Source organism: Streptomyces sp. NPDC046759 (assembly GCF_040645475.1).
Classification (GTDB): Bacteria; Actinomycetota; Actinomycetes; order Streptomycetales; family Streptomycetaceae; genus Streptomyces.
Window position 1 is genome coordinate 41319 of sequence record NZ_JBEYYJ010000020.1, and the last position, 24874, is coordinate 66192.

The 24874-nt window shown below is 70.0% G+C and carries 20 protein-coding genes; 14 read left to right on the top strand and 6 right to left on the bottom strand.

The window, feature by feature from the left end; translation table 11 throughout:
• Positions 1-2 precede the first annotated feature (2 nt).
• From ABZ919_RS25425 to recQ, 14 genes are all read left to right on the top strand, one after another.
• A complete protein-coding gene (locus ABZ919_RS25425; protein WP_007383964.1) occupies positions 3-557 on the top strand; it encodes an NADH-quinone oxidoreductase subunit B in 555 nt (184 codons plus the stop codon).
• Positions 554-1318, top strand: a complete 765-nt coding sequence (locus ABZ919_RS25430; RefSeq protein ID WP_361252001.1) for an NADH-quinone oxidoreductase subunit C — start codon at positions 554-556, stop codon at positions 1316-1318. Before ABZ919_RS25425 ends, ABZ919_RS25430 begins: the two co-directional genes overlap by 4 nt.
• On the top strand, positions 1315-2640 hold the full coding sequence (locus ABZ919_RS25435; RefSeq protein WP_361252004.1) for an NADH-quinone oxidoreductase subunit D: 1326 nt from the start codon (positions 1315-1317) through the stop codon (positions 2638-2640). Before ABZ919_RS25430 ends, ABZ919_RS25435 begins: the two co-directional genes overlap by 4 nt.
• A complete protein-coding gene (nuoE, locus tag ABZ919_RS25440; protein ID WP_361252007.1) occupies positions 2637-3503 on the top strand; it encodes an NADH-quinone oxidoreductase subunit NuoE in 867 nt (288 codons plus the stop codon). The genes ABZ919_RS25435 and nuoE overlap by 4 nt, the downstream gene beginning before the upstream one ends.
• Positions 3500-4849 carry an NADH-quinone oxidoreductase subunit NuoF gene (gene nuoF, locus ABZ919_RS25445; protein WP_361252010.1) on the top strand — a complete coding sequence of 450 codons (1350 nt, stop codon included), beginning with the start codon at positions 3500-3502 and terminating at the stop codon, positions 4847-4849. Before nuoE ends, nuoF begins: the two co-directional genes overlap by 4 nt.
• Entirely contained in the window at positions 4846-7350 is a 2505-nt protein-coding gene (locus ABZ919_RS25450; RefSeq protein ID WP_361252012.1) for an NADH-quinone oxidoreductase subunit G, read from the top strand. The genes nuoF and ABZ919_RS25450 overlap by 4 nt, the downstream gene beginning before the upstream one ends.
• Complete coding sequence (nuoH, locus tag ABZ919_RS25455; RefSeq protein WP_361252015.1) at positions 7347-8711, top strand: NADH-quinone oxidoreductase subunit NuoH; 1365 nt, start codon at positions 7347-7349, stop codon at positions 8709-8711. Before ABZ919_RS25450 ends, nuoH begins: the two co-directional genes overlap by 4 nt.
• On the top strand, positions 8704-9345 hold the full coding sequence (gene nuoI / locus ABZ919_RS25460; protein ID WP_361252018.1) for an NADH-quinone oxidoreductase subunit NuoI: 642 nt from the start codon (positions 8704-8706) through the stop codon (positions 9343-9345). The genes nuoH and nuoI overlap by 8 nt, the downstream gene beginning before the upstream one ends.
• Complete coding sequence (locus ABZ919_RS25465; RefSeq protein ID WP_361252021.1) at positions 9342-10184, top strand: NADH-quinone oxidoreductase subunit J; 843 nt, start codon at positions 9342-9344, stop codon at positions 10182-10184. The genes nuoI and ABZ919_RS25465 overlap by 4 nt, the downstream gene beginning before the upstream one ends.
• Positions 10181-10480, top strand: a complete 300-nt coding sequence (nuoK, locus tag ABZ919_RS25470; protein ID WP_361252024.1) for an NADH-quinone oxidoreductase subunit NuoK — start codon at positions 10181-10183, stop codon at positions 10478-10480. The genes ABZ919_RS25465 and nuoK overlap by 4 nt, the downstream gene beginning before the upstream one ends.
• A 15-nt stretch (positions 10481-10495) precedes the next feature.
• Positions 10496-12442: an NADH-quinone oxidoreductase subunit L gene (gene nuoL, locus ABZ919_RS25475; RefSeq protein WP_361252027.1), complete on the top strand. Its 1947-nt coding sequence runs from the start codon at positions 10496-10498 to the stop codon at positions 12440-12442.
• A 5-nt stretch (positions 12443-12447) separates the two neighbouring features.
• A complete protein-coding gene (locus tag ABZ919_RS25480) occupies positions 12448-14019 on the top strand; it encodes an NADH-quinone oxidoreductase subunit M (RefSeq protein ID WP_361252029.1) in 1572 nt (523 codons plus the stop codon).
• Positions 14016-15665: an NADH-quinone oxidoreductase subunit NuoN gene (gene nuoN / locus ABZ919_RS25485; protein ID WP_361252032.1), complete on the top strand. Its 1650-nt coding sequence runs from the start codon at positions 14016-14018 to the stop codon at positions 15663-15665. Before ABZ919_RS25480 ends, nuoN begins: the two co-directional genes overlap by 4 nt.
• Positions 15666-15863: 198 nt before the next feature.
• Positions 15864-17849 carry a DNA helicase RecQ gene (recQ, locus tag ABZ919_RS25490; RefSeq protein WP_361252034.1) on the top strand — a complete coding sequence of 662 codons (1986 nt, stop codon included), beginning with the start codon at positions 15864-15866 and terminating at the stop codon, positions 17847-17849.
• Positions 17850-17879: 30 nt separating this feature from the next.
• Here recQ and ABZ919_RS25495 read toward each other — a convergent pair whose 3' ends face one another.
• From ABZ919_RS25495 to ABZ919_RS25520, 6 genes are read right to left on the bottom strand one after another with little or no spacing between them, the layout of a single operon-like run.
• On the bottom strand, positions 17880-20645 hold the full coding sequence (locus ABZ919_RS25495; protein ID WP_361252037.1) for a fumarate reductase/succinate dehydrogenase flavoprotein subunit: 2766 nt from the start codon (positions 20643-20645) through the stop codon (positions 17880-17882).
• Positions 20646-20656: 11 nt separating this feature from the next.
• Positions 20657-21445 carry an ABC transporter ATP-binding protein gene (locus tag ABZ919_RS25500; RefSeq protein ID WP_361252040.1) on the bottom strand — a complete coding sequence of 263 codons (789 nt, stop codon included), beginning with the start codon at positions 21443-21445 and terminating at the stop codon, positions 20657-20659.
• Positions 21429-22337: an ABC transporter permease gene (locus ABZ919_RS25505; protein ID WP_361252042.1), complete on the bottom strand. Its 909-nt coding sequence runs from the start codon at positions 22335-22337 to the stop codon at positions 21429-21431. The genes ABZ919_RS25500 and ABZ919_RS25505 overlap by 17 nt, the downstream gene beginning before the upstream one ends.
• Positions 22334-23677: an ABC transporter substrate-binding protein gene (locus tag ABZ919_RS25510; RefSeq protein WP_361252045.1), complete on the bottom strand. Its 1344-nt coding sequence runs from the start codon at positions 23675-23677 to the stop codon at positions 22334-22336. Before ABZ919_RS25510 ends, ABZ919_RS25505 begins: the two co-directional genes overlap by 4 nt.
• Before the next feature lie 14 nt (positions 23678-23691).
• Positions 23692-23919 carry a ferredoxin family protein gene (locus tag ABZ919_RS25515; protein WP_361252048.1) on the bottom strand — a complete coding sequence of 76 codons (228 nt, stop codon included), beginning with the start codon at positions 23917-23919 and terminating at the stop codon, positions 23692-23694.
• A 48-nt stretch (positions 23920-23967) separates the two neighbouring features.
• Positions 23968-24756 carry a GntR family transcriptional regulator gene (locus ABZ919_RS25520; RefSeq protein ID WP_361252051.1) on the bottom strand — a complete coding sequence of 263 codons (789 nt, stop codon included), beginning with the start codon at positions 24754-24756 and terminating at the stop codon, positions 23968-23970.
• Between the last annotated feature and the right edge of the window lie 118 nt (positions 24757-24874).

Genomic DNA, 24874 nt, shown 5'->3' on the forward strand with positions numbered 1-24874 from the left:
ACATGGGACTCGAAGAAAAGCTGCCGAGCGGCTTCCTGCTGACCACCGTCGAGCAGGCCGCGGGATGGGTGCGCAAGGCGTCCGTCTTCCCCGCCACCTTCGGCCTCGCCTGCTGCGCCATCGAGATGATGACCACCGGCGCCGGCCGTTACGACCTGGCGCGCTTCGGCATGGAGGTCTTCCGCGGCTCGCCGCGCCAGGCGGACCTGATGATCGTCGCCGGCCGGGTCAGCCAGAAGATGGCGCCGGTCCTCAGGCAGGTCTACGACCAGATGCCCAACCCCAAGTGGGTGATCTCCATGGGCGTCTGCGCCTCCTCCGGCGGCATGTTCAACAACTACGCGATCGTCCAGGGCGTCGACCACATCGTCCCGGTCGACATCTACCTGCCCGGCTGCCCGCCCCGCCCCGAGATGCTGATGGACGCGATCCTCAAGCTCCACCAGAAGATCCAGTCCTCCAAGCTCGGCGTCAACGCCGAGGAGGCGGCCCGCGAGGCGGAGGAGGCGGCCCTCAAGGCCCTGCCCACGATCGAGATGAAGGGGCTGCTGCGGTGAGCGACGCGAACGGCACCCACGGCGTGAACGGGTCCGCGAACGGGGTGAACCCCGAGAAGGACCTCTCCGCCTCCAACCTCCCCGGCCAGCGCGGCCAGGGCGGCGAGGAGATCCGCGTCCAGCGCGGCATGTTCGGCGCCGACAACGGCGGCGACACCTCCGGCTACGGAGGGCTGGTCCGCTCGGTCCGGCTCCCGGGAGCGGCGAGCCGCCCCTACGGCGGCTGGTTCGACGAGGTCGCCGACGAGCTGGAGGGCGCACTGGAGGAACAGGGACTCCTCCCGGAGAACGCCATCGAGAGGACGGTCGTCGACCGCGGCGAGCTCACCTTCCACATCGAACGCGAGCACCTGGTCCGCGTCGCCCGCACCCTGCGCGACGACCCGGCCCTGCGCTTCGAACTGTGCACCGGGGTCAGCGGCGTCCACTACCCGCACGACAAGGGCCGCGAGCTGCACGCCGTGTACCACCTGCGCTCGATCACCCACAACCGGCTGGTCCGCCTCGAAGTCAGCGCCCCCGACAGCGACCCGCGCATCCCGTCTCTCGTCCCCGTCTATCCGACGAACGACTGGCACGAGCGCGAGACCTACGACTTCTTCGGAATCGTCTTCGACGGTCACCCGGCCCTGACGCGGATCATGATGCCGGACGACTGGCAGGGCCACCCGCAGCGCAAGGACTACCCCCTCGGCGGCATCCCCGTCGAGTACAAGGGCGCCCAGATCCCGGCTCCGGACCAGCGGAGGTCGTACTCGTGAGCAGCACCCAGTCAGCAGCCGCCCGGGAAACCACCGAGGGCACCGTATATACGGTCACCGGTGGCGACTGGGACGAGGTCGTCCAGTCCGCGACCCGCGCCGACGACGAACGCATCGTCGTCAACATGGGACCCCAGCACCCGTCCACCCACGGGGTGCTCCGCCTCATCCTGGAGATCGAGGGCGAGACGGTCACCGAGGCCCGCTGCGGCATCGGCTATCTGCACACCGGCATCGAGAAGAACCTCGAGTTCCGCACGTGGACGCAGGGCACCACCTTCGTGACGCGCATGGACTACCTGACGTCCTTCTTCAACGAGACCGCCTACTGCCTCGCCGTCGAGAAGCTCCTCGGCATCGAGGACGACGTCACCGAGCGCGCCGAGACCATCCGGGTGCTCCTGATGGAGCTCAACCGGATGTCCTCCCACCTGGTGTGCATCGCCACGGGCGGCATGGAGCTCGGCGCCACCACGATCATGATCTACGGCTTCCGCGATCGTGAAATGATTCTCGACCTCTACGAGCTGATCACCGGCCTGCGGATGAACCACGCGTACATCCGCCCCGGCGGACTCGCCCAGGACCTCCCGCCCGGCGCGGTGGACCAGATCCGCGAGTTCGTGAAGAAGATGAAGAAGAACCTCCCGGAGTACGACAAGCTCGCCACCGGGAACCCCATCTTCAAGGCCCGCATGCAGGACGTCGGCTACCTCGACCTGGCCGGCTGCATGGCCCTCGGCGCCACCGGTCCCATCCTGCGCTCCACCGGCCTGCCGCACGATCTGCGCAAGACCCAGCCGTACTGCGGCTACGAGACGTACGACTTCGACGTCCCGACCGCCGACACCTGCGACGCCTACGGCCGCTTCCTGGTCCGCCTGGAGGAGATGCGCCAGTCGCTGAGGATCATCGAGCAGTGCCTCGACCGGCTCCAGCCCGGCCCGGTCATGGTCGCCGACAAGAAGATCGCCTGGCCCGCCCAGCTCGCTCTGGGACCGGACGGACTCGGCAACTCCCTCGACCACATCAAGAAGATCATGGGCACCTCCATGGAGGCCCTGATCCACCACTTCAAGCTCGTCACCGAGGGCTTCCGCGTCCCGCCGGGACAGGCGTACGCGGCCGTGGAGTCCCCCAAGGGCGAACTCGGGGTGCACGCCGTCTCCGACGGCGGCACCCGCCCCTACCGGGTCCACTTCCGTGACCCGTCCTTCACCAACCTGCAGGCCATGGCGGCGATGTGCGAAGGCGGCCAGGTCGCCGACGTGATCGTCGCCGTCGCGTCCATCGACCCCGTGATGGGAGGCGTCGACCGGTGACCACCTCTTCTTCGGAGCGGGGCGTCAGCCTGGGCATGCCCGAACTGCCCGCGCCCGCGTACCCGGACGACGTCCGGGCCCAGCTGGAGGCGGACGCGCGCGAGGTCATCGCGCGCTACCCGGACTCCCGGTCCGCCCTGCTCCCGCTGCTCCACCTCGTGCAGTCGGAGGAGGGCCATGTCACGCGCACCGGCATGCAGTTCTGCGCGGACATGCTGGACCTGACCACCGCCGAGGTCACCGCCGTCGCCACCTTCTACACCATGTACCGGCGCAAGCCGTCCGGCGACTACCAGGTCGGCGTGTGCACCAACACGCTGTGCGCGGTGATGGGCGGGGACGCGATCTTCGAGAGCCTCCAGGAGCACCTGGGCGTCGGCAACGGTGAGACCACCGACGACGGCAAGGTCACCCTGGAGCACATCGAGTGCAACGCGGCCTGCGACTTCGCACCGGTCGTGATGGTGAACTGGGAGTTCTTCGACAACCAGACGCCGGGCAGCGCCAAGCGCCTGGTCGACGATCTGCGCGCGGGACGGCCCGTCCAGCCCACGCGCGGGGCGCGGCTGTGCACCTTCAAGGAGACCGCGCGGATCCTGGCCGGCTTCCCCGACGAGCGGCCCGGGGCCGTCGAGGAGAGCGGCAGTGCGGGACCCGCGTCGCTGGTGGGCCTTCGCCTGGCAAGGGGAGAGGCCGCACCCGCGCGCGTGGTCCATCCGCGCGGAGGTCCGCATGAGGAACCCCGGGACAGGGTGCACGAGCCGTCGCCGGCCGAGCACCTCAGCTCCCATGACGCGCCGCAGGACACATCGGCCTCCGACCCGGCCCACCCGGCAGGTCCTACCGCCGAGGAGGGGGAGTGATGACCGTGGTACCCGAGGTCAAGGACACGAGCCCGGAGAAGCTGCTCGCACCCGTGCTGTCGGCCTTCTGGGACGATGACCGGTCCTGGACTCTGGACGTCTACCGGAGGCACGAGGGGTACGAGGGGCTCCGCAAGGCGCTCGCCATGTCACCGGACGACCTGATCGCGTACGTCAAGGACTCCGGTCTGCGCGGCCGTGGCGGCGCGGGGTTCCCGACCGGAATGAAGTGGCAGTTCATTCCGCAGGGTGATGGGAAACCGCACTATCTGGTTGTCAACGCCGACGAGTCGGAGCCCGGGACCTGCAAGGACATCCCGCTCCTCTTCGCGAACCCGCACAGCCTCATCGAGGGCATCGTGATCGCGTGCTACGCCATCAGGTCGTCGCATGCCTTCATCTATCTGCGTGGTGAAGTCGTCCCCGTTCTGCGGCGGTTGCACGAGGCCGTGCGCGAGGCCTACGCGGCGGGCTACCTCGGCGAGGACATCCTGGGCAGTGGACTGGACCTCCAGCTCACCGTGCACGCGGGCGCGGGCGCGTACATCTGCGGTGAGGAGACCGCACTGCTGGACTCGCTCGAAGGCCGCCGTGGTCAACCGCGGCTCCGTCCCCCCTTCCCTGCGGTGGAAGGCCTCTACGCCTGTCCGACTGTGGTGAACAACGTCGAGTCGATCGCGTCGGTTCCCGCGATCCTGAAAAACGGCAAAGACTGGTTCAGGTCGATGGGCAGCGAGAAGTCCCCGGGCTTCACGCTCTACTCGCTCAGCGGCCACGTCGCGAGCCCCGGCCAGTACGAGGCCCCGCTCGGCATCACCCTGCGCCAGCTCCTCGACATGAGCGGCGGGATGCGGTCCGGGCACCGCCTGAAGTTCTGGACGCCGGGCGGCTCCTCGACACCGATGTTCACCGACGAGCACCTCGACGTCCCCCTCGACTACGAAGGAGTGGGCGCCGCGGGTTCCATGCTCGGCACCAAGGCACTGCAGTGCTTTGACGAGACGACCTGCGTGGTGCGTGCGGTGACCCGCTGGACCGAGTTCTACGCCCACGAGTCGTGCGGCAAGTGCACGCCCTGCCGCGAAGGGACGTACTGGCTGGTGCAACTGCTGCGGGACATCGAGGCCGGCAAGGGCGTCATGTCCGACCTCGACAAGCTGAACGACATCGCCGACAACATCAACGGCAAGTCCTTCTGCGCCCTCGGCGACGGCGCCGCGTCCCCGATCTTCTCCTCGCTGAAGTACTTCCGCGAGGAGTACGAGCAGCACATCACGGGCCGGGGCTGCCCCTTCGACCCGGCCAAGTCGACGGCCTGGGCGGACCGCCCGGAGGTGAACGCATGACCGTGACCACCAGTGCTCCCGCGGGAGGGGGACAGGCGGCGGTCCCGCCGGAAGACCTCGTCACGCTGACGATCGACGGCATCGAGATCAGCGTGCCCAAGGGCACCCTGGTCATCCGGGCCGCCGAGCAGCTCGGCATCGAGATCCCCCGGTTCTGCGACCACCCCCTGCTGGACCCGGCCGGCGCCTGCCGTCAGTGCATCGTCGAGGTCGAGGGCCAGCGCAAGCCGATGGCGTCCTGCACCATCACCTGCACCGACGGCATGGTGGTGAAGACCCAGCTCACCTCGCCGGTGGCCGAGAAGGCCCAGCACGGGGTGATGGAGCTGCTGCTCATCAACCACCCGCTGGACTGCCCCGTCTGCGACAAGGGCGGCGAGTGCCCGCTGCAGAACCAGGCCATGTCGCACGGCAATGCCGAGTCCCGCTTCGACGGAAAGAAGCGGACGTACGAGAAGCCCGTACCGATCTCCACGCAGGTGCTCCTCGACCGCGAGCGGTGCGTGCTGTGCGCCCGCTGCACCCGCTTCTCCAACCAGATCGCAGGCGACCCGATGATCGAGCTGGTCGAGCGGGGCGCGCTGCAGCAGGTGGGCACCGGCGAGGGCGACCCGTTCGAGTCGTACTTCTCCGGCAACACCATCCAGATCTGCCCGGTCGGGGCGCTCACCTCGGCCGCCTACCGCTTCCGCTCCCGCCCGTTCGACCTCATCTCCTCGCCGTCGGTCTGCGAGCACTGCTCCGGTGGCTGCGCCACCCGCACCGACCACCGGCGCGGCAAGGTCATGCGGCGCCTCGCGGCCGACGACCCCGAGGTCAACGAGGAGTGGATCTGCGACAAGGGACGCTTCGCGTTCCGCTACGCGCAGCTGAAGGACCGCCTCGACACCCCGCTCGTCCGCAACCCCGACGGTGTCCTGGAGCCCGCCTCCTGGCCGGAAGCCCTGGAGACGGCCGCGCGGGGCCTGACCGCCGCCCGCTCCCGCGCCGGTGTCCTCACCGGCGGCCGGCTGACCGTCGAGGACGCCTACGCCTACAGCAAGTTCGCGCGCGTGGCGCTCGACACCAACGACATCGACTTCCGCGCGCGCGTGCACAGCGGCGAGGAGGCCGACTTCCTGGCGTCCCGGGTGGCGGGCCGCGGCCGCGACCTCGACGGTACGGGCGTCACGTACACCTCCCTGGAGAAGGCGCCCGCAGTCCTGCTGGTCGGCTTCGAGTCGGAGGAGGAGGCGCCCGGCGTCTTCCTGCGGCTGCGCAAGGCCTGGCGCAAGCGCAAGCAGCGGGTGTTCGCGCTGGCCACCCACGGGACCCGGGGCCTTCAGAAGGCGGGCGGCACCCTGCTGCCGGCCGCGCCCGGCACCGAGACGGAGTGGCTGGACGCCCTCGCGAGCGGTGTCGGCCTGGAGGAGCCCGGCACCCGTGCCGCGGAGGCGCTGCGCGCCGAGGGCGCGGTCATCGTGGTCGGCGAGCGGCTCGCAGCGGTCGCCGGCGGCCTCACCGCCGCCGTACGCGCCGCCACCGCGACCGGCGCCCAGCTGGTGTGGATCCCGCGCCGGGCCGGTGAGCGCGGTGCCGTCGAGGCGGGCGCGCTGCCGTCGCTGCTGCCGGGCGGCCGCCCGGCCACCGACCCCCGCGCGCGGGAGGAGGTCGCCGCCGCCTGGGGCCTCGCCGAACTCCCGCTGCGTTACGGCCGCGACACCCACCACATCGTGGAGGCCGCCGCCACCGGCGAGCTGTCGGCACTCGTGGTCGCCGGCGTCGAGGTCGCCGACCTGCCCGACCCGGCACGCGCGCGTGAGGCACTCGACAGCGTCGGTTTCCTTGTGTCGCTGGAGCTGCGGCCCAGCGAGGTCACCGAGCACGCCGACGTCGTCCTGCCGGTCGCCGCGGTCGCCGAGAAGGCGGGCACCTTCCTCAACTGGGAAGGCAGGGTGCGGTTCTTCGAGGCCGCCCTCAAGCCCGACCAGATGACCCGCCGCCTGGCACCGACCGACGCGCGCGTGCTGCAGATGCTGGCCGACGCCATGGACGTCCACCTGGGCCTGCCGGATCTGCGCACCACGCGCGCGGAGATCGACCGGCTCGGCCCGTGGGACGGTCCGCGCGCCTCCGAACCGCAGGAGTCCGCGGGAGCACTGCCCCGCCCGGCCGCCGGCGAGGCCGTGCTCGCCGGGCACCGGCTGCTGCTCGACCATGGCGCCCTCCAGGAGGGCGACGAGGCGCTCGCCGGAACCCGGCACGCCGCCCACGCGCGCGTGTCCGCTGCGACGGCCGCCGAGGCGGGCGTCGCGGAAGGCGATGCCCTGGCCGTCACCGGCCCCGTCGGCACCGTCGAACTGCCGCTGCAGATCACCGAGATGCCCGACCGGGTCGTCTGGCTCCCGCTGAACTCCGTCGGGACGGGCGTCGCCTCCGGCACCGGCGCACAGCCCGGCACTCTCGTCCGCATCGGCCCGGCGGCGCCCGCCGAACAGGCCCCCAAGGAGGTGGAGGCATGAGCCCGTACCTGGCAGCTGAAGACCTCTCGATGTTCGGCCGCGACCCGTGGTGGCTGGTCGTCGTCAAGGCGGTGTTCTGCTTCGCCTTCCTGATGGTGACCGTGCTCTTCTCGATCGTCTGGGAGCGCAAGGTCGTCGCCTGGATGCAGCTGCGCATCGGCCCCAACCGGCACGGCCCCTGGGGCATGCTCCAGTCGCTGGCCGACGGCGTGAAGCTGATGCTCAAGGAAGACGTCATCGTCAAGCGCGCGGACAAGGTGGTCTACGTCCTCGCGCCGATCGTCGCGGCCATCCCGGCCTTCATGGCGATCGCGGTGATCCCCTTCGGACCGGCCGACAACGAGATCTCCGTCTTCGGCACGCGTACCACGATGCAGCTGACCGACCTGCCGATCGCGATGCTCTACATCCTCGCGGTCGCTTCCGTCGGCATCTACGGCATCGTGCTCGCGGGATGGAGTTCCGGATCCACCTACCCGCTCCTCGGCGGCCTGCGCTCCTGCGCGCAGATGATCTCCTACGAGATCGCGATGGGTGCCGCGTTCGCCTCGGTGTTCCTGTACTCGGGGTCGATGTCGACGTCCACGATCGTGCAGCAGCAGCACGACCGCTGGTACATCCTGCTGCTGCCGGTCTCGTTCATCCTCTACATCGTCACGATGGTCGGAGAGACCAACCGCGCCCCCTTCGACATGCCGGAGTCCGAGGGCGACCTGGTCGGTGGCTTCAACACCGAGTACTCGTCCATCAAGTTCGCGATGTTCATGCTGGCCGAGTACGTGAACATGGTGACGGTCTCGGCCGTGTCGACCACCCTGTTCCTCGGCGGCTGGCGTGCCCCCTGGCCGATCAGCTCCTTCTGGGAGGGCGCGAACCACGGCTGGTGGCCGCTGCTCTGGTTCGTGATCAAGGTCCAGCTGCTGCTGTTCTTCTTCATCTGGCTGCGCGGCACACTCCCTCGCGTCCGCTACGACCAGCTGATGAAGCTCGGCTGGAAGGTTCTCATCCCGGTCTCCGTGACCTGGCTGATGCTGGTGGCGACCGTACGGGCGCTGCGCAACGAGCACTACGACTTCGCCGACATCGCCCTGTACGTCGGCGGCGGAGTCCTCGCCCTGCTGCTGATCTCCTTCATCGCCGACATGTTCCGCGAGAAGGCGAAGCCGGCCGCGCAAGCCGACGCCGAGCAGGCCGGATTCGACCCGATGGCGGGCGGATTCCCCGTACCGCCGCTGCCCGGACAGGAACCACCGCCGGTGCCCAGGCGCCGCCCGTCCCGCGAGCGCGAGCTGATTGTCAGTGGCGGGTCGGACACTGTCAGTGACGGACCTACGGATGGAAAGGAGGCGTCCGATGGCTGAGGAGCCCAAGGAGACCAAGCCCGGTTTCCTGAACCCCGTGGCCGGCTTCGGCGTGACCTTCAAGGCCATGTTCAAGAAGCGGCTGACCGAGCAGTACCCGGAGCAGAAGAAGACCACGGCTCCGCGGTTCCACGGACGGCACCAGCTCAACCGCCATCCGGACGGCCTGGAGAAGTGCGTCGGCTGTGAGCTGTGCGCCTGGGCCTGCCCCGCCGACGCCATCTACGTGGAGGGCGCCGACAACACCGACGAGGAACGCTACTCGCCGGGCGAGCGGTACGGCCGCGTCTACCAGATCAACTACGCCCGCTGCATCCTGTGCGGACTGTGCATCGAGGCGTGCCCCACGCGCGCGCTGACGATGACCAACGAGTTCGAACTGGCCGACTCCAGCCGCGCCAACCTCATCTACACCAAGGAACAACTCCTCGCCGGCCTCGAAGAGGGCATGGTCGACACGCCGCACGCGATCTTCCCGGGGACGGACGAACAGGACTACTACCGGGGCCTGGTGACTCAGGCCGCACCGGGCACGGTCCGCCAGGTCGCCCTCTCCAACGGCGAGGTCCCGCAGGAGGCGGCGTCCACCTTCGGCGAGGAGGAGCCCGCCTCGGAGAAGGTGATCGGCCGATGACGACACCCCTTGCCGCCTACACCACCTCCACCGGTGAGGCCTTCCAGTTCTGGGTCCTCGGCACCGTCGCGGTGATCGGCGCCCTGTGCACCGTCTTCATGAAGAAGGCCGTGCACAGCGCGCTCTGCCTCGCCGGGACCATGATCGTCCTGGCGGTGTTCTACCTCGCCAACGGCGCCTACTTCCTGGGCATCGTGCAGATCGTCGTCTACACCGGCGCGATCATGATGCTGTTCCTGTTCGTGGTGATGCTCGTCGGCGTGACGGCCGCGGACTCCCTGAAGGAGACCATCAAGGGCCAGCGCTGGCTGGCCCTTCTGTGTGGGGCCGGCTTCGGCGTCCTGCTGTTCGCCGGCATCGCGAACGCCTCCCTGAAGGAGTTCGCCGGCACCGGACAGGCGAACGCGAACGGCAATGTGGAGGGCCTCGCCTCCCTGATCTTCACCAAGTACGTCTTCGCCTTCGAAATCACCGGCGCGCTGCTGATCACGGCCGCCGTCGGCGCCATGGTGCTCACCCACCGCGAGCGCACCGAGCGGGCCAGGACCCAGCGCGAACTGTCCGAACAGCGCGTCCGCGAGGGCAAGCACCTCCCGCCGCTGCCCGCCCCGGGCGTCTACGCCCGGCACAACGCGGTCGACGTCGCGGGTCTGCTGCCCGACGGCACCCCGTCCGAGCTGACCGTCAGCAAGACGCTGCGCGAGCGCGGGCAGATCCGTGACGTGTCCGCGGAGGCGCTCAACGACCTGCGCGCGCTGGAGCAGCGCGCGCAGGAACGCCTGGAGCGCACGGGGATCGAACCGGCGACGTTCAAGCGGCCCGAGGAGGCGTCGAAGTGAACCCGGTCAACTACGTCTACCTCGCCGCCCTGCTGTTCACGATCGGCGCGACCGGCGTCCTGATCCGCCGCAACGCCATCGTGGTCTTCATGTGCATCGAGCTGATGCTGAACGCCTGCAACCTCGCGTTCGTCACCTTCTCCCGGATGCACGGCAACCTCGACGGCCAGATCATCGCCTTCTTCACGATGGTCGTCGCCGCCGCGGAGGTCGTGGTGGGCCTGGCGATCATCGTGTCGCTGTTCCGTACCCGCCACTCGGCCTCGGTCGACGACGCCAGCCTGATGAAGCTGTAAGGGGTCGGAATCATCGTGGAGAACCTGCTCGCGCTGCTCATCGCGGCGCCCCTGCTCGGAGCGGCCGTCCTTCTGGTCGGCGGCCGGCGCCTCGACAGCGTCGGCCACTGGATCGGCACGCTGCTCTCGTTCGTCTCCTTCGCGCTCGGTGTCGTCCTCTTCGCCGGCCTGCTCGGCAGGAGCGCCGAACACCGCACCCTCACACAGCACTTGTGGACATGGGTCTCCGTCGGCAGCTTCCATGCGGACGTCACCTTCCGCCTGGACCAGTTGTCGATGACGTTCGTCCTGCTCATCACGGGCGTCGGCTCGCTGATCCACCTGTACTCGGTCGGGTACATGGAGCACGACGAGCGGCGCCGCCGCTTCTTCGGCTACCTGAACCTGTTCCTCGCGGCGATGCTGCTGCTGGTCCTCGCCGACAACTACCTGCTGCTGTACGTCGGCTGGGAGGGCGTCGGCCTCGCCTCGTACCTGCTGATCGGCTTCTGGCAGCACAAGCCCAGCGCCGCGACGGCAGCCAAGAAGGCCTTCCTGGTCAACCGCGTCGGCGACATGGGCCTGTCGATCGCGATCATGCTGATGTTCGCCACCTTCGGCAGCTTCGCCTTCGGACCGGTCTTCGGCCACGCCGGTGACACGTCCGAGGGCAAGCTCACCGCCATCGCGCTGATGCTGCTCCTCGCCGCCTGCGGCAAGTCCGCCCAGGTGCCGCTGCAGTCCTGGCTCGGGGACGCCATGGAGGGCCCGACCCCGGTGTCGGCCCTGATCCACGCGGCGACGATGGTGACCGCGGGCGTCTACCTGATCGTCCGTTCCGCCGCCATCTTCAACGCCGCCCCCGACGCCCAGCTGGCCGTCACCGTCGTAGGTGCCGTCACGCTCCTCTTCGGTGCGATCGTCGGTTGTGCCAAGGACGACATCAAGAAGGCACTTGCCGGCTCGACCATGTCGCAGATCGGCTACATGGTGCTCGCCGCGGGTCTCGGTCCCATCGGCTACGTCTTCGCGATCATGCACCTGGTGACGCACGGCTTCTTCAAGGCCGGGCTGTTCCTCGGGGCAGGCTCCGTCATGCACGGCATGAACGACGAGGTCGACATGCGCAAGTACGGCGGCCTGCGCAAGTACATGCCGGTCACCTTCATCACGTTCGGTCTCGGCTATCTGGCCATCATCGGCTTTCCGGGCCTGTCCGGCTTCTTCTCCAAGGACAAGATCATCGAGGCGGCCTTCGCCAAGGGCGGCACCGAGGGCTGGATCCTCGGCGGCGCGGCCCTGCTGGGTGCGGCCATCACCGCCTTCTACATGACGCGCGTGATGCTGATGACCTTCTTCGGAGAAGAACGCTGGAGGAACCAGCCCACTCGCTCCCCGGAGGCCCCCAGTGCCGAGCCCGCCGCGGAACACCACGGTGAGCACGCCGAACCGCACCCGCACGAGTCCCCGAAGGTGATGACGATCCCGATGATCGTGCTGGCCGTCGGTTCGGTCTTCGGCGGTGCCTTCTTCAGCATCGGCGACCGCTTCCTGCACTGGCTGGAGCCGGTCACCGGCCACAGCGAGGGCCACTCCCCGGTGAGCGCCGCAGTGGTCACCGGCGCCACCATGGTGTGCCTGGTCATCGGTGTCGGCATCGCCTGGGCGCAGTACGGCCGCAAGCCCGTACCGGCCGTCGCCCCGCGCGGCTCGCTGCTCACCCGCGCTGCCCGCCGCGACCTGCTCCAGGACGACTTCAACCACGTGGTCCTGGTGCGCGGCGGCGAACACCTCACGCGCTCCCTGGTGTACGTCGACCACACCATGGTCGACGGCGTCGTCAACGGCACGGCGGCCGGCTTCGGCGGCCTGTCCGGCCGGCTCCGCCGGCTCCAGAACGGCTTCGCCCGCTCTTACGCGGTGTCGATGTTCGGCGGTGCGGCGCTCCTGGTCGCCGCGACCCTGCTGATGAGGGCGGTCTGATACCGATGTCCTTTCCTCTGCTGACAGCGACGGCGGCGCTCCCGGCCCTCGGGGCCGTCGCCACGGCCGCCGTACCGGCCGCGCGGCGCACCGCCGCCAAGTGGCTGGCGCTCTCCGTCTCGCTCGCCACGCTCGCCCTGGCGATCACCGTCCTGGTCCGCTTCGATCCGAACGGCACCCGCTACCAGCTCACCGAATCGCACGCCTGGATCAAGAGCTTCGGGGTGCGGTACGAGCTGGGGGTCGACGGCATCGCGGTGGCGCTGATCGCGCTGACCGCCCTGCTGATCCCGTTCATCATCCTCGCCGGCTGGCACGACGCCGACCCGCTGGAGACCGGAAGCCGCCGCTGGCGCCCCACCCAGGGGTTCTTCGCACTGATCCTGGCCGTCGAGGCCATGGTGCTCATCTCCTTCGAGGCCACCGACGTCTTCCTCTTCTACATCTTCTTCGAAGCCATGCTCATCCCGATGTACTTCCTCATCGGCGGCTTCGGGGACCGTGCCCACGCCCAGGGCGAGGAGGCGGCCTCGACCCAGCGGTCGTACGCGGCGGTGAAGTTCCTGCTCTACAACCTGGTCGGCGGCCTGATCATGCTGGCCGCGGTGATCGGCCTCTACGTGGTCGCCGGAAACTTCAGCCTCCAGGAGATCGCGCAGGCCCGCGCGAGTGGCTCCCTGCACATGGCGACGAGCACCGAGCGCTGGCTGTTCCTGGGCTTCTTCTTCGCGTTCGCGGTGAAGGCGCCGCTGTGGCCGCTGCACACCTGGCTGCCCAACGCCATGCAGGAGTCCACCGCACCGGTCGCCGTCCTCATCACCGCGGTCGTCGACAAGGTGGGCACCTTCGCGATGCTCCGCTACTGCCTGCAGCTGTTCCCGCAGGCCAGCAAGTGGGCGACGCCCGTCGTCCTCGTCCTGGCCCTGATCGGCATCGTCTACGGCGCGCTGCTGGCCGTCGGCCAGCGGGACATCAAGCGCCTGGTGGCGTACGCGTCGATCTCGCACTTCGGCTTCATCATCATGGGCATCTTCGCGATGACCAGCCAGGGCCAGTCCGGCGCGACGCTCTACATGGTCAACCACGGCATCTCCACGGCCGCGTGGATGCTGGTCGCCGGCTTCCTGATCTCCCGGCGCGGCTCGCGGCTCATCGCCGATTACGGAGGCGTGCAGAAGGTCGCCCCGGTGCTCGCCGGCACCTTCCTGATCGGCGGCCTCGCCACCCTCTCGCTGCCCGGCCTCGCGCCGTTCGTGAGCGAGTTCCTGGTCCTGGTCGGCACGTTCACGCGCTATCCGGCGATCGGCATCATCGCCACGTTCGGCATCGTCCTCGCCGCGCTGTACGCCCTCGTCCTGTACCAGCGGACGATGACGGGCCCGGTGAAGCCCGAGGTCTCGGCGATGCCCGACCTCCGCGTGCGGGAACTCGTGGTCGTCGCCCCGCTGATCGTGCTGCTGATCTTCCTGGGCGTCTACCCGAAGCCCGTCACGGACATCGTCAACCCGGCGGTCAAGCAGACCATGTCCGACGTACACAAGAAGGATCCCAAGCCCTCGGTGGAGGCGGCCAAGTGAGCACAACAGCTGTCCACAGCCTGTGGACAACCGCGGCCGATCCGATCTCCAAGATCCCGGCACCGAAGATCGAATACGGACAATTGTCACCGACGCTGATCGTCGTCGGTGCGGCGCTGGTCGGGGTGCTCATCGAGGCCTTCGTCCCGCGCAGGTCCCGCTACTACGCACAGGTGTTCGTGGCCGTCGTGGCGCTGTGCGCCGCTTTCGCGGCGGTGGTGGCACTGGCGGCCGACGGCTACGGCACCACCAAGGCGCACATCGCGGCCATGGGGGCGATCGCGGTCGACGGACCGTCCCTGTTCCTGCAGGGCACGATCCTGCTGGCCGGCCTGGTCGGCCTGTTCACCTTCGCCGAGCGGCGCCTGGACCCGGTCGCGCACGGCAGCCGTGTCGACTCCTTCGCCGCGCAGGCCGCCTCCGTACCCGGCAGCGACAGCGAGAAGGCGGCGGTGAAGGCCGGCTTCACCACCACCGAGGTCTTCCCGCTGCTGCTCTTCGCGATCTCCGGCATGCTGGTCTTCCCCTCGGCCAACGACCTGCTGACGCTGTTCGTGGCCCTGGAGGTCTTCTCGCTGCCGCTGTACCTGTTGTGCGCACTCGCCCGCCGCAAGCGGCTGATGTCGCAGGAGGCCGCGGTCAAGTACTTCCTGCTCGGCGCGTTCGCCTCCGCGTTCACGCTGTTCGGCATCGCCCTGCTGTACGGCTACGCGGGCTCGGTGTCGTACGGGCGGATCGCACAGGTCGTCGACGGCACCGTCACCAGCGTCGACCCGGCGCTCGCCAACACCATGGGCAACGACGCCCTGCTGCTGCTCGGCAGCGCCCTGATCGTGATGGGCCTGCTCTTCAAGGTGGGCGCGGTTCCGTTCCACATGTGGACGCCGGACGTCTACCAGGGCGCGCCGACGCCCGTGACCGGCTTCATGGCGGCGGCGACGAAGGTGGCCGCCTTCGGCGCACTGCTGCGCCTGCTGTACGTCGTCCTGCCGGGGATGCGCTGGGACTGGCGGCCGGTCATGTGGGCCGTGGCGATCATCACCATGCTCGGTGGCGCGATCGTCGCGATCACGCAGACCGACATCAAGCGGCTGCTGGCGTACTCGTCCATCGCGCACGCCGGATTCATCCTCGCGGGTGTCATCGCCACCTCGAAGGACGGCGTCTCGTCGGTCCTCTTCTACCTGGCCGGCTACTCGTTCGTGACGATCGGCGCCTTCGCGGTCGTCACGCTGGTGCGCGACGCGGGCGGCGAGGCCACCCACCTGTCCAAGTGGGCGGGGCTTGGGCGCCGTTCACCCCTGGTGGCCGCGGTGTTCGCGGTCTTCCTGCTGGCCTTCGCCGGCATCCCGCTGACCTCCGGCTTCGCCGGAAAGTTCGCCGTGTTCAAGGCGGCGGCGGACGGCGGCGCGGTCCCGCTGGTCGTGATCGGTGTGATCTCCTCGGCGATCGCCGCGTTCTTCTACATCCGCGTGATCGTGCTCATGTTCTTCAGCGAGCCGCGGCCGGAGGGCCCGACCGTGGCCGTGCCGTCCCCGCTGACGATGGCGGCGATCGCCGTCGGCGTCGCGGTGACGCTGGTGCTCGGTGTGGCGCCGCAGTACTTCCTGGACCTGGCGAGCCAGGCGGGGGTGTTCGTCCGCTGAGTCCGCCGCGTGGTCCATGCCGCTGCCCGGCACCCGTCTGCAGGGTGCCGGGCAGCGGCATGGTGCATCAGGTCAGCGTCCGGTTACGCAGCGGAAGGGGCCGAGCCTGTGGATAACTCCGGGGCTGTCGGTCCGGACCCCTATGGTGGAGGCAGTGGTCGAGGAACGACACACGGGGGACCGGCGGGGGACAGGACGATGGGCGTGACGGGCGGGATCAGCGAGATGCCACAGGTGACCGAGGAACCGGGCGCGGCCGGCAGCGAGACGCTGGCCACCCTCCACCGGGTCTTCGGATACGAGGCCTTCCGGGGCGAGCAGGCAGCGATCATCGAGCATGTGGTGGCCGGCGGCGACGCCGTCGTCCTCATGCCCACCGGCGGCGGCAAGTCGCTGTGCTACCAGATCCCGGCCCTGGTCAGACCCGGTACGGGGGTGGTGATCTCCCCGCTGATCGCGCTCATGCAGGACCAGGTGGACGCTCTGCGCGCCCTCGGCGTACGCGCCGGCTTCATCAACTCCACGCAGGACTTCGACGAGCGGCGTGTCGTCGAGGCCGAGCTCCTGGCCGGCGAGCTGGACCTGCTGTACCTGGCGCCGGAGCGGCTGCGCCTGGAAGGCACGCTCGACCTGCTCTCCCGCGGCAAGATCTCCGTCTTCGCGATCGACGAGGCGCACTGCGTCTCCCAGTGGGGCCACGACTTCCGCCCCGACTACCTCACCCTGTCCCTGCTAGGCGATCGCTGGCCGGACGTCCCGCGGATCGCCCTCACCGCCACGGCCACTCACGCCACCCACCAGGAGATCACCCAGCGGCTCGACCTGCCGGCGGCCCGCCACTTCGTCGCCAGCTTCGACCGGCCCAACATCCAGTACCGGATCGTGCCCAAGGCCGACCCCAGAAAGCAGCTGCTCGCCTTCCTCAGGCAGGAACACGCGGGCGACGCCGGCATCGTGTACTGCCTGTCGCGCAACTCGGTGGAGCGGACGGCGGAGTTCCTGACCGCCAACGGCATCGAGGCGGTGCCGTACCACGCGGGCCTCGACGCGGGCACCCGCGCAGCACACCAGTCCCGGTTCCTGCGAGAGGAAGGCCTGGTCGTGGTGGCGACCATCGCCTTCGGCATGGGCATCGACAAGCCGGACGTACGGTTCGTCGCCCATCTGGACCTGCCCAAGTCGATCGAGGGCTACTACCAGGAGACCGGCCGGGCGGGCCGTGACGGACTGCCGTCCACGGCCTGGATGGCGTACGGCCTGAACGACGTCATCCAGCAGCGCAAGCTGATCCAGTCCGGCGAGGGCGACGAGGCGTTCCGCCGCCGGGCCACCGCCCACCTCGACTCCATGCTGGCGCTGTGCGAGACGGCTCGGTGCCGTCGCGGCCAGCTGCTCGCCTACTTCGGCCAGGACCCCGACGCGGCGGGCTGCGGCAACTGCGACACGTGCCTCACCCCGCCGGAGACCTGGGACGGCACGATCGCCGCGCAGAAGGTGCTGTCCACGGTGGTGCGGCTGCAGCGGGAGCGCGGACAGAAGTTCGGCGCGGTCCAGATCATCGACATCCTGCTCGGCAAACGCACCGGCAAGGTCATCCAGTTCGACCACGATCAACTCTCCGTCTTCGGCATCGGAGAGGATCTCTCCGAGGGCGAGTGGCGGGGTGTCATCCGGCAGCTGCTGGCGCAGGGGCTGCTCGCTGTCGAGGGGGAGTACGGCACTCTCGTGCTGACCGAGGCAAGCGGTTCGGTGCTGCGGAGCGAACGGGAGGTGCCGCTGCGCAAGGAGCCGAAGAGGCCGGCCGTCTCCCGGTCGAGGTCGGCCGGTGCCTCCGGCGGCGACCGCAAGGCCAAGACCGCCGCGGCCGAGCTGCCCGACGAACTGCTGCCCGCCTTCGAGGCGCTGCGCGCCTGGCGCGCCGATCAGGCCCGCGAACAGGGCGTCCCGGCCTACGTCATCTTCCACGACGCCACCCTGCGGGAGATCGTCATCCGTCGACCCGGTTCGGTGCGTGAGCTCGGCACCGTGAGCGGTGTCGGCGAGAAGAAGCTGGCGACGTACGGCGAGGGCGTACTGGCCACGCTGGCCTCCCTGGACGGGCCGGCCCCGGCCGCCGGCGACGCGGCCGCCGACTGGCCGGAGCCGGAGCTGGAGGAGGAACCGGAGCCGCACGACTGGATATAGCGGGCGGAGCCGAGGCGATGCGGGAGGCGGTCACAGCCCGCGTGCCGCGTAGGCCCTGACGTCCGCATCCGAGTCGCCCGTGGCCGTGGCGAGGGCCGTGCGGGCCTCCTCCGTGGCCCGGTGCCGGGTCAGGGCCAGCACCGCCGCCTTGCGCACATCGGCGTTCGGGTCGGCCAGCGCCTTGGCAAGGGCGGGGACGGCGGTGTCCACGGACGCGACCGACAACGCGGTGGCGGCACCGGCGCGGACCTGCCAGGCCGGGTCGGACAGCGCCGCGACGGCGCGGGCGGCGAGCGGGCCTGGGCAGCCGGTGCGGGCCGACGCGGCGAACGCGGTGCCGCGCACCAGCGGGTCGCCGTCCTCGGTGAGCCCGTCCAGGGTGGCGGTCAGCAGCGCGCGGTCGGCCGCCGCTAGGGACGCCACGTCGAGGGCGGTCAGGGCGTTGGCGACGGTGACCCGGACCTCCCGGACGGGATCGGCCGCGGCATCCGCCAGTGGCCGGACCGCGTCGACGGAGACCAGCGCCCGTACGGCCTCGGTGCGGACCGTGATGTCCGGATCGTCCAGTGCCGCCGCGAACAACCGGGCCTCGCCGAGCCGCAGCGCGCGCAGTACATCGAGGGCGGCGGCCCGGACCACGGGGTCGCCCGCGGTGAGGGCGCCGGTGAGGGCGGCGCCCAAGGCGGGTTCGGGCGACAGGGTCTCGACCAGTTCGCGCAGCGAGGCGGCAGCGGTCGCGCGGACCTCGGCGTCGGGATCGAAGAGGGCGTCGGCCAGGACCCGCCCGGTGCCGGCGGGCACGGTCTCGGTGAGGACCGAGACGGCCGTACGGCGGACGGCGGGGTCCGGGTCGGCCAAGTAGGGCCGTACCCGACCGAGTTCGGGCTCGGCCTCGGCCAGTTCCAGCAACTCCAGGAGTCGGGGCGAGGCGGTGCCCGACGCGCCGGCCCGGTCGGTCGAGGCGGCGGCGGACGCGGAGGCCGGCCCGGCTGCGACCGGTGCCACCTCGCGCGGCCCGGCCGTGGCCACGTGCTCGGCGCTGACCGCGCCCAGTCGCCGGGAGGGACCGCCGGCCGGCGTGAACTCCTCGACCGGGACCAGATACGGAGCGACGGGACGGGCCGTGAACTCCATCGCACCAGAGGGGGACTTGTGCAGGTCGAGGTGGTGGAACCAGGAGACGTCGTCGCGGCCGGGGTGGTCGAGGCGGTCGTGGTAGAGACCCCAGCGGGACTCGGTGCGCGCGAGGGAGGCACGGGCGGCCATCTCGGCGCAGTCACGGATGAAGCTGACCTCGGCGCAGCGCATCAGCTCGTGCGGGGTGCGGGCGCCCATGGCGGCGATGTCGGCGCGCATCCGCTCGAAGGCCTCCAGGGCGAGGGAGAGACGGGCGCCGGACTTCGGCGGTGCCACGTAGTCGTTCACGAAGCGGCGCAGCTTGTATTCGACCTGGGTCTGCGGCGGACCGTCAGGGTGGTGCAGCGGACGGTAGATCAGCTCGTGCGCCTCGCGCACCTGGTCCGCGGGAAGCTCCCCTTCGTACGCCGTGTACTGGGCGGCGTCGGCGCCCGCGAGGTCACCGAAGACGAAGGCGCCGATCATGTAGTTGTGCGGGACGCAGGCGAGGTCGCCGGCGGCGTACAGGCGCGGGACGGTCGTACGGGCGTGGTCGTCGACGCGGACGCCGGAGGCGGAATGACCGCCGCACAGGCCGATCTCCGAGATGTGCATCTCGACGTCGTGGGTGCGGTAGTCGTGCCCGCGGCCGGCGTGGAAGGTGCCACGAGTGGGGCGCTCGGTGGAGTGCAGGATCGACTCCAGCGCGGAGATCGACTCCTCGGGGAGGTGGCTGAGCTTGAGGTAGACCGGGCCGCGGTCACTGGTGACCTCGGTGGCGAACTCGGCCATCATCTGTCCCGACCAGTAGTCGGAGTCGACGAAGCGCTCGCCGTGCCGGTTGACCTGGTAGCCGCCGAAGGGGTTGGCGACGTAGGCACAGGCCGGGCCGTTGTAGTCCTTGATCAGCGGGTTGATCTGGAAGCACTCGATGCCGGTGAGTTCGGCACCCGCGTGGTAGGCCATGGCGTACCCGTCACCGGCGTTGGTCGGGTTCTCGTAGGTGCCGTAGAGGTAGCCGGAGGCGGGCAGGCCGAGCCGGCCGCAGGCGCCGGTGGCGAGGATCACCGCGCCCGCGCGGACGGTGACGAAGGCGCCGGTGCGCGTGTGGAATCCGACGGCGCCCACGGCCTGCCCCCCGGCAGTCAGCACCCGGACCGGCATCACGCGGTTCTCGATCCGGATCCGCTCCCGCATCTCCCGCCGCCGCAACTGCCGGTACAGGACCTTTTTGACGTCCTTGCCCTCTGGCATCGGCAGTACGTACGAGCCGGAGCGGTGGACTTGGCGGACCGCGTACTCTCCGTGCTCGTCCTTCTCGAACTTGACCCCGTACGACTCCAGTCGCTGGACCATCGCGAAACCCCGGATCGCGGTCTGGCGGACGGTGGACTGGTCGACGATGCCGTCGTTGGCGCGGGTGATCTCGGCGACGTAGTCGTCGGGTTCGGCGCGGCCGGGGACGACCGCGTTGTTGACGCCGTCCATGCCCATGGCGAGCGCGCCGGAGTGCCGGACGTGGGCCTTCTCCAGCAGCAGCACGTTCGCACCGCGCTCCGCGGCGGTCAGGGCGGCCATGGTGCCGGCGGTGCCGCCGCCGATGACGAGGACGTCACAGGTCAGCTCCTCGGCGTCGGTGACAGCGGGAATCTCCAGGGAAGCGGACGCGGGGGTGATCACCGTGGTGCCTTTCAGGAGCCGAGCGAGGTGAGGATGTCGCGGCGTAGGGCGACATGGGCCGGGTCGTCCACGGCCCCGCGGTCGCGGGGCCCGGGTACGTCCCGTACGAGGGCCACCCGGCCGGAACCGAGCAGGGCCACGCGGTCGCCGAGGAAGAGGGCTTCGTCCACGTCGTGTGTGACGAAGACGACGGTCGCACCTGTCCCGCGCAACACCTCCACCAGCAGGTCCTGCATGCCGGAGCGGGTCTGGACGTCGAGGGCGCCGAAGGGTTCGTCCATGAGGAGGGCGCGCGGGCTGTCGGCCAACGCGCGGGCCAACTGGGCCCGCTGGCGCTGCCCGCCTGAGACGCGATGCGGCAACTGCCCAGCCTGCGCGCTGAGTCCCACGCGGGCGAGCCAGGACTCGGCCCGGGAACGGCGTTCGGAGCGCGGTATGCCGCTGATGGCGAGCGGCAGTTCGACGTTTGCGCGCAAGGTGCGCCAGGGCAGCAGCGCGTCCTCCTGGAAGACCAGTGCACGGTCGGCCGACGGTCCTGTCAGCGCGACGCCGTCCACCTCCGCCGTGCCGCCCAGCGGGGGCAGCAGCCCGGCGAGCGTGCGCAGCAGCGTGGATTTGCCGCAGCCGGAGGGACCGACGACGGTGAGGATCTCGCCGGGGGAGACGTCCAGGTCGACGCCGTACAGCACGGGCGCGTCCGGGCGGCCGAGGGCGGCGGCGCGGAGGGTCAGCCGGGTGCCGCGTGCGGCCTCGGGTGCCGGTGCGGCGGGAACGGCGACGATCTCAGACGAGGTGCTCATCACGTGCCTCCTCGGTGTCCTTCTGGCGCTGCTGCTCGGGCTGGGCCTGGTGCTCGGGATCGCCGCCGCCACGAGTGGGGGCGGCGGCAGGCCGGCGCGTGCGGCCGCCGGAGACGTAGGTGGTGCGGGGCAGCCACCGGGTCAGGCGCCGGCCGAGGAGTTCCACGGCCGTGGAGGTGACCCAGCCCAGGACGCCGATGGTGACCATGCCGACGAAAACGCCGGGGTAGTTCACCACCGTGTAGTCCTGCCAGGTGCGGTAGCCGACCCCGTACTGGCCGGAGATCATTTCGGCGGAGATCACGCAGATCCACGACACGCCGATACCGACCGACAGGCCGCCGAAGATACCGGGCAGCGCCCCGGGCAGCACGACGGAGCCGAGGACGCGCAGCCGGCCGCCGCCCATCGTGCGCACCGCTTCCTCCCAAGCGGGGGGAAGCGCCCGGACAGCATGCCGGGTGGAGACCAGCACGGGGAAGAAGGCGGCGGTGCAGGTGATGAAGACGATGCCCTGCTCGTTGGACGGGAACAGGAGGATCGCCACCGGGACGAGGGCGATCGCCGGGATCGGGCGGATGACCTCCAGGACGGGGCCGAGCAGATCCTCGGCCAGACGCGAGCGGGCCACGAGCACGCCGGTCGCCACGCCGAGGACGGCCGCCAGGGCGAAACCGGTGAGGATGCGGGTGAGACTGTCGGTGAGGTCGGTCCAGTAGTCGGCGCCGGCAAGCCGGCCGGCGAAGGCCCGGGCCACGTCTGCGACCGTCGGGAACTGCGAAAAACGCAGCCATAGATCGACGTTCAGGCTGGTCAGCAACTGCCACAGGCCGAGGAAGGCGGCCAGCGAGACCGTCCGCAGCGCATACCGTGCCAAGGGGCGCCGGATCATGAGGCGCGCTCCAGGGCCTCCTGGTAGGACACCGTTCGGGCGCCACCGTGAGCGGAGACATAGGCCTGGGCGGTCGCCGGGGTGACGAAGGGCAGTACTTGGTCTCCGTCGGTCACCCACACCGCCTTGTCGGCGAACCACAGCGTGCCGGTGGTGGCGTCGGGCACGTAGGCGGCGCGGATGCTTCCCTGGTGCCCGGCCACGTAGGCCAGCAGCTGTTTCGCGGACTTGAAGGAGAGTGTCTTCTCGCTGCCCTTGGGCCACACCTCGCTCGCGGCCGGCGCCGGTCCGGCGGTGAGCCGCCGGGTGTACGAAGCGCCGAGGGCCTTCTTGACGTACTGGTCGTCGACGAAGGAGTCCACGTCGATGTCACCGGTCAGCTTGGCTGCCTTCAGCACGGACACGTCCTGCTTCAGCGCGGACACCAGTTGCGGCTTGAGGGCAGGGTCGAAGGTGGCGATGCCGTGGGTGCCGTTGTACAGGTAGACGACCTCGGCGGGCAGGCCGGTGGCCTTCGCGACCTTCTCGGCGGCGGCCACGGGGTGGGCGTCGAGGTAGTCCGTCGCCTCTGCCTGAGCCTTGAGGAAGGCTTCCACGACGGCCGGATGCTGCTCGGCGAAGTCCTCGCGGGCCGTGACACCGTGGAAGGTGGGCAGGTTCAGCTGGGCGCCGTCGTAGAGGGCCTTCGCCTTGCCCTCGTAGGTGAGCAGGCCCGGCCAGGCGACGAACTGCGACAGGGCGTCGACACTGCCGGAGGAGAGCGCCGAGGCACCCACGGCAGGCTGCTGGTTGAGTTTTGCGATGCCCTTGTCCGGGTCGATGCCGGCGTGCTGCAGGGCCCGCACGAGTGTGCCGTCGGCGGCGGAGCCGATGCTCGTGGAGACCTTCTTGCCCTTCAGTTCGCGCAGGGAGGTGAGCTTCGAGCCGGGTGCGGTGACGACGGTGTTGAGGCCGCCGCGCAGGTTGTAACCGGTCACCGAGACCAGGTGGGTGGGGCGGCCGAGCTGTTTGCCGCGGGCCGCGTTGAGCAGCAGCGGAAAGTCGCCCATCGACCCGATGTCGATCTTGCCTGCGGTCATCTGGGCGGTGATCGGGGCGCCTGTGGCGTAGTCCTGCCAGTCGACCTTGTAGGTGTGGCCGTCGTGCAGGGAGTTCAGCTGCTCCTCGAAGGAGCCGAGGGAGCGCAGCAGCGTGCCCGCGGTGACGGTGTTGATGGTCTTGGACTGGTAGCCGACGGTCACGGTGACCGTGGAGCCGCTGCCCGCCTCGGCGCTGCCGCCGCAGGCGGACAGGGGCAGGAGGAGCGCGGCGGCGGATGCGGCGAGTGCCGTTCGTTTCATGGTGGTTGGACCTCTCACCGGAGCAGGTAGGGCATGTTGACCGTGACGGCTCCGGTGGGGCAGCGGGCCGCGCACGGGCCGCAGTACCAGCACTCGTCGACGTGCATGTACGCCTTGCCGTTGTTCTCGTCGATGGCGAGGGAGTCCAGCGGGCACATGTCCACGCAGAGAGTGCAGCCGTCGATGCACTTCGACTCGTCGATGGTCACGGGCACGTCGGCCCGCTGGGGCGCCAAGGGCATGGCTGTCTCCAGGAAACGTGCAGGCAGGGTCTGAGCGTGGTGGTTGTTCTACGACCGGTGGAGCAGACCGCTCATGGTGATCCGGTCTCCGCGGAAGCGGATGAACTCCAGGTCGACGGGGCGGCCGTCGGCGAGGTGGGTGAGGCGTTCCAGCATGAGTACGGCGGCGCCGCGAGGGGCCTGGAGGACGGCGGCGGAGTGGGTGTCCGCGTTCACCGCCTCCAGGGTGATCTCCGCGTGGCCGAGGCGCCGGCCGGTGATGGCTTCCAGGAGGCGGAAGACATCGGTGTTCTCCAGATCGGCGCCGAGCAGGGCGGTGCCGATGTCGAGCGGGATGTAGGTGAGGTCGAGGGAGAGGGGGAGACCGTTCAGGCGGCGCAGACGCTCGATGTAGAGGACGTCGGTGCCGGCGGGGATGCGGAGGCGGTCGGCCACCGGTGCGGGTGCGGGTGCGGGGCCCATGGTGCGGACCTCGTTGGTGACGCGGCCGTGTTCGCGCAGGGTTTCCGCGAGGCCCATCAGCCGGTCGAGCCCGTGCGGGTACTTCCGGGCGACGACCACGGTGCCGACGCCGGGCAGCCGTTCGACCAGGCCCTCGGCGCGGAGCAGGTCCAGGGCCTGGCGGACGGTGTTGCGCGAGGCGCGGTAGTCGGTGGCGAGAGTCGACTCGTGGGGGAGGGGGCCGCTCTGGAAGACGCCGCTGAGGATCTGGTGGCGCAGCAGGTCGGCGAGCTGCCGGGCCCGGTCCGCCCGCAGCCGGCGACGCGTGCGGTGGGCGGCGACGGTGGTCGCTGCGCCCTGACCGGCGTGGTCTCGGGGGCGGTCGGTGGCTGGCATGGCTGGAACCATACCGATGCGGTAGGGAAAGTGGTGTTGCCGAAGTGTTGCGCCAGGTGAGGGCGCGTCGAATGGGCCGCTCACCTGCAGCTTTTCATCGCCGGTCGGGAAGATCTGC